General features: G+C 36.5%; 5 protein-coding genes. 3 read left to right on the top strand and 2 right to left on the bottom strand.

Annotation, left to right across the window (positions count from 1 at the left end; all coding sequences use genetic code 11):
- Nucleotides 1-406: 406 nt before the first annotated feature.
- The gene (locus K6G87_RS05270) at nucleotides 407-619 is read left to right on the top strand and encodes a hypothetical protein (RefSeq protein WP_296834729.1); all 213 of its coding nucleotides are present in this window, start codon (nucleotides 407-409) and stop codon (nucleotides 617-619) included.
- Complete coding sequence (locus tag K6G87_RS05265) at nucleotides 619-1,908, top strand: hypothetical protein (RefSeq protein WP_296834727.1); 1,290 nt, start codon at nucleotides 619-621, stop codon at nucleotides 1,906-1,908. Before K6G87_RS05270 ends, K6G87_RS05265 begins: the two co-directional genes overlap by 1 nt.
- 122 nt (nucleotides 1,909-2,030) lie before the next feature.
- Here the strand turns inward: K6G87_RS05265 and K6G87_RS05260 are convergent, their stop codons facing one another.
- Nucleotides 2,031-2,558 (bottom strand): hypothetical protein, encoded by a 528-nt coding sequence (locus K6G87_RS05260; protein WP_296834725.1) that lies wholly within the window; start codon nucleotides 2,556-2,558, stop codon nucleotides 2,031-2,033.
- A 467-nt stretch (nucleotides 2,559-3,025) separates the two neighbouring features.
- Here K6G87_RS05260 and K6G87_RS05255 point away from each other — a divergent pair, with 467 nt between their 5' ends.
- Complete coding sequence (locus tag K6G87_RS05255; protein WP_296834723.1) at nucleotides 3,026-4,069, top strand: leucine-rich repeat domain-containing protein; 1,044 nt, start codon at nucleotides 3,026-3,028, stop codon at nucleotides 4,067-4,069.
- Nucleotides 4,070-4,372: 303 nt separating this feature from the next.
- On the opposite strand, the gene K6G87_RS05250 is transcribed toward K6G87_RS05255, so the two are convergent.
- Nucleotides 4,373-4,600: a hypothetical protein gene (locus tag K6G87_RS05250; protein ID WP_296834722.1), complete on the bottom strand. Its 228-nt coding sequence runs from the start codon at nucleotides 4,598-4,600 to the stop codon at nucleotides 4,373-4,375.
- Between the last annotated feature and the right edge of the window lie 86 nt (nucleotides 4,601-4,686).

Raw genomic sequence — 4,686 nt, 5'->3', positions numbered from 1 at the left:
ACAGATGCCGGATGTGTATTCAACGAATGAAGCTGAAAAGCTTTTTAATGATCTGAAAAAGTTCGTCGCTACAAAAGAGCAACGACTTGCTCATAAAATGCAGCAGGAGGAAAGGTTTGGATAACCTTCCTCCTGTTTTTTAATGGACATTGATTTTGACAAGCTTTAGTTGCACTTATAATTATTCTTCATAAAATGCAAACCAGTAATAAAAAGATAATTTTCACCCGATAATTTTTCTGTACAAGACCTTAATTCTTGTACAGAAAATGTTATAATTAAATCAATAATTGTATGCTGGAAATGGGAGGATCGCTTCGTGCGCCCTCCCATTTTGTTTTTAATCCTTTTCGACATATTACTTATGTAGTATTAAATCGTATTGTTGAAAAGGAGAACATATAAAATGAATAGGACAGAAACGGCAATGCAGCTTATGTCTGTACTTGCAACGTTTACGCAGCTCGGTATTTTAAGAGCTGAAGAAGCTCCAAGATTCGCATCAGATTACGTGTTGGGAGATACTTCAAAGCTAAAGCAGTTTTTGAGAACGCTCCCAGATGCATATGACGAGCAAAAAGAGAAAATTTTCAGTATCTTAAAGGAGAATTTAAAGTAATGGATAGGAATATTTTACTTGACAATGTGTGTTATACAGGCACAGATTATACCGAGTTTAAAAATCACTGCAAGGAACTTGCAGGCATTACAAAGCTCGTAAAGGCACATGGCAGAGAGTGTGAGATATACTCATATGTCGATACCAACGTGCATGCTAATGATCCTGATGAACCAATGACATGTTGGCTCGTGCAGCTCTCAGAAGACGCGATCTCAAAGACTTTTCTTAGAGATGAAAAACTTGTGGCAGGACACTTTAATGGTGAGCGCTACGGCGAAGAACTTTTCAAAGAGTTCACGAATGGCACGGGACTTATGATGCGTATTGGCGGAGAAAACTATCTTGTTTCTCCAGGCGCTATCAAAACACTGACAATCCGTTCGGGTGTTGGCGGTGATGTAACAACAGGACGTCATAATCTTATAAGGAATCTCCATCTTGCAGATGGTATTTATTATAAGAATGAACCTATAAACTTCGTCTATCGTGAAGTTGAAGACGAAAGCGGAAGACCTGTAAAAAAGATTTTTGCAGCCTTTGGCGGTGCTTATCAGCTTCTCCAACAGACAGTGCTTCTTGATATCATTGAGAAGTTCAAGGCAGAAGGTAAGATTGGTGGTTTAAAGCCGTATAAGTGGGCCGTGGATCACAGACTTACCTCAATCAGTTTTGACCTTCCTGATATAGCAGAAGATATAAAATCTGTTTACGGGATAAAGGATGAAATAGTACCTGGCATCATGTTAGAAACATCAGATACAGGTGATTCGAGTATTGTCATCAAAGGTACATACCGTATCGGAGGTTCTTATATTACTACTGACAGCGTACTTGCCAAACATACAAAGAGCCTTACAGCTGAACGTGTTATTGAGGATGCAGACAAAAAAATCTTCGAGAAGATCCGCAAGCTCCCTGAGTGTCTTATGGATCTTATGTCAAAAGAAGCTGCTGACTATTTATCTCTTGACCTTACGTCAAAGGATGGGCAGGACGCTAACATCGAAAGCATATCAGCTTACATGGATATTGCGTTAAGTAAGTGCTTGTCTAAGTTTCCGATGAAACGTCGTACTGCCTTAAAAGAAGCACTTATCACAGAGCTTAACCCTACCGCGCACTATACCTTGTATGATTTAGCTGTCATGTTCATAAAAGCCCCCGAAAGAATCGAGGCAGAACTTGACGCGCAGTCTATGAGAGATCTTCGTGCTGGTTGCGCACAAGTTCCTTATACACTTGCAAAAGCAACCCTGAAGGTCGGTGGCGTTCTAAAGCCTGAGTAATTCATTTTTTACAGAAATCTCCTTAGTCTATCTAGGGAGATTTTGTCAGCTTCGTGACAAGATTGTTGCGATTTAATTTTGGCATAAAAAGAGAGTAGACTTAATATCTACTCTCACCTATATCATCTTTCGATGAAGTTCTTATTGTTCTTTTTGAAATCGTCCATTACTTTCTGATTGTACCTATTCTCGCTTCCATATTTTGACATAATATTTGCCTTTGAAAGCTTGGTATTTTCAATATGTCTTATGTTATCTTTTGAATCAATAACATAATCAAGAGCGTTGATCCCAGGCCAGTAGAAAACATTTAACCCTATGGTTGATATAACAAAATGAGATACAAAACCTATAGCGATACCTATGACTACTGCTATAGCAAATACTCCAATTCCTGCTTCATTGAACTTAGTAAATGCAAAGATCTTATCTGTTAGTGATGCACTTTCGTCATAAATCTCAGATGATACCATTACATCTACAACTATGATGGTTGCAAGCGGAATACTGATTTTCTCTAAAATAGTAAATAACGCCGTTGGAATTGCAAAAAGAAATGCCACGATACTTGCAAGCGCTCTTTTAAAGTTTATCGCTGCAAGCTGTGTTCCGTAAGCTGCGCCTTTAACTGTGCCTATTAACTTTCCCATATAAATTGTAAATCTCCTTTATATCGCATGATTATTATATTCTGTTAAACTGTACAGGTCATATTCTCCTGTATCTAAGCTATCTACTGTACATAGAATGTAAGAACTATGATCTTAGAGTGTTTTCTGTACAACAAATTTTAGAGTGTTCTAATAATGATTCGGTTGTGGTGTAATCTTATGATTATTCTCCTGTACAATATGGGCGTTTTGCATTTGATGATGAGTGAAAACATGCAAGCATCTCAGCTGTGAATCATATATCATTGGCGGATTATCTTGAAGAATATACAAATTATTGTACAGAAAACAAATTAAAATTATAATTTAATCATATTATTCTTAAATTTTTAACGAGCAATTTTGCAAAAAGCAGTACAAAAATGCAGAAGGCGCCAAAGAAATCGACATTTTGATGTGCAGTAGATTAAATAACCCTAACACTTAAAATCAGTGGATATTATTTTATGACTCAAACAGCAGATTTAACAAGATTTACAATAAAATATCTAAAGGCGGCAATCGAGTCTCCTGAAAACGAAAATGTTTTCTATGGCCTAATCAGACAAAAACTCGATTTTGATATAAGGACTCTTCGTGGCTTAAAAAAGATCGTTGCAAATGAGGGCGGAATGTCAGATTACGACTATGAGATAATAATTGATCCTGCCTTTTATACAAAAGAAAATTGCATAAGACTTTATGCTCTTGGGCTATCAGAACTAATTCCTTATAAATTTTATGAAGATCAGGAATTTATAGATAGAGCCGGAGTAGATGAAATACCATCGGATTTTATTAAAAAATTCGTTGATATCGAAGAATTCACAATACGCAGGGGTATAAGATCTATAGGCGCAAATGCTTTTGAAAGCTGTAAAAAGTTGACACGTATCTTTGTAGAGGGTGATACACTTGAAGATATCGGAGAGTATGCTTTTTATGATTGCGTCGAACTAAAATACGTTGCATCGTCTGCGGCCCTCAGAAGACTTGGAGAAGCTTGTTTTTCAAATTCAGGCATTGTAACTTATGAATTCCATGAAAATCTTTTAGAAATCCCAAGAGAGGCATTTAGGGGCTGTGCTAACCTTCAGTGTATAACAGGAGTATCTTTCTATATCGGAGATAAGGCTTTTGAATACTGCTCTTTCCTTAATACATTCGAGGCTACAATACTTGGTACAGGCGAAAAGGCCTTTATGGAATGTTCAAGCTTAAAGAATGTTAAATTAAAAGCAGATATAATAGGTCGCAAATCATTCAAGGGCTGCGAATTACTGGAAGAAGTGAATTTTGAAAAAATCCCTCAGGAAATAGGGGAGGATGCTTTTGTTGACTGTACTGAAATTAATAAATTCAATATTAAGGGCAATCCCTATGAACTAAGATGCTGCGTAGGTTTTAAAGAGCTTGTACAGAATATTAAACTTGAATATATTGAAGGTAAAATCCATAATACTAGCCTAAATTTTGATAGGAGTGTTTCTAAAAGCCTTGAAATGTTGTGAGATTTTTATAGAAAGCAAAAGGGACGATTATCGTCTTTTTTAGAGTTGGCAGCAGGAAGAGGACTTTTATGATAAAGCTTATTCCTGTTTTTGTGCTTTTTATGGAATAGATCTTCTTATATCTTCCTGCTATTGATAGGATGAAGGGATAAAATGATTGTTTAGCCATAATGGAATCGATCATGGTAGTGTTATATACAGGTATAACTATCATATTATTGTATAGTTTATGAAGATGCCTACAGCTAATGCGTTACATATGCATTGTAGCGGTGGGCATCTGATTGTTAATTGCCCAAAATATTAGTTAATACATACATCCAGTAGAAGATTACTGAAACTGATCAGAAAGTCAAATACATATTCGCCTGAATTATTGCAATAGCTTACAAACTCAGGTATATCCAATGTTATATCCCATGTAAGCTTATACGGTGCGTCCGGGTCTAGCGTTGTAATAGTCATACTGACTTTCCTGGCACTTGGATCTGTCATTTTGCGTGCTTTATTTAGGATATCATATTTTTCCATAGACACCTCCTTGAAATAAATATTTAGTTTTGCGTGTTATGTGGATTAAAGCCGGATGTCGGCCAGATGGAAGATCATACTTCCAA

Source organism: Butyrivibrio sp., from assembly GCF_024699075.1.
This window is presented reverse-complemented; position numbering and strand designations above follow the sequence as displayed.

What these genes read in the sequence shown, in the direction of transcription:
- K6G87_RS05270 (WP_296834729.1), top strand. Translation starts at nt 407, where the DNA reads ATGAATAGGACAGAAACGGCAATGCAGCTTATGTCTGTACTTGCAACG.
- K6G87_RS05265 (WP_296834727.1), top strand. Translation starts at nt 619, where the DNA reads ATGGATAGGAATATTTTACTTGACAATGTGTGTTATACAGGCACAGAT.
- K6G87_RS05260 (WP_296834725.1), bottom strand. Translation starts at nt 2,558, where the DNA reads ATGGGAAAGTTAATAGGCACAGTTAAAGGCGCAGCTTACGGAACACAG.
- K6G87_RS05255 (WP_296834723.1), top strand. Translation starts at nt 3,026, where the DNA reads ATGACTCAAACAGCAGATTTAACAAGATTTACAATAAAATATCTAAAG.
- K6G87_RS05250 (WP_296834722.1), bottom strand. Translation starts at nt 4,600, where the DNA reads ATGGAAAAATATGATATCCTAAATAAAGCACGCAAAATGACAGATCCA.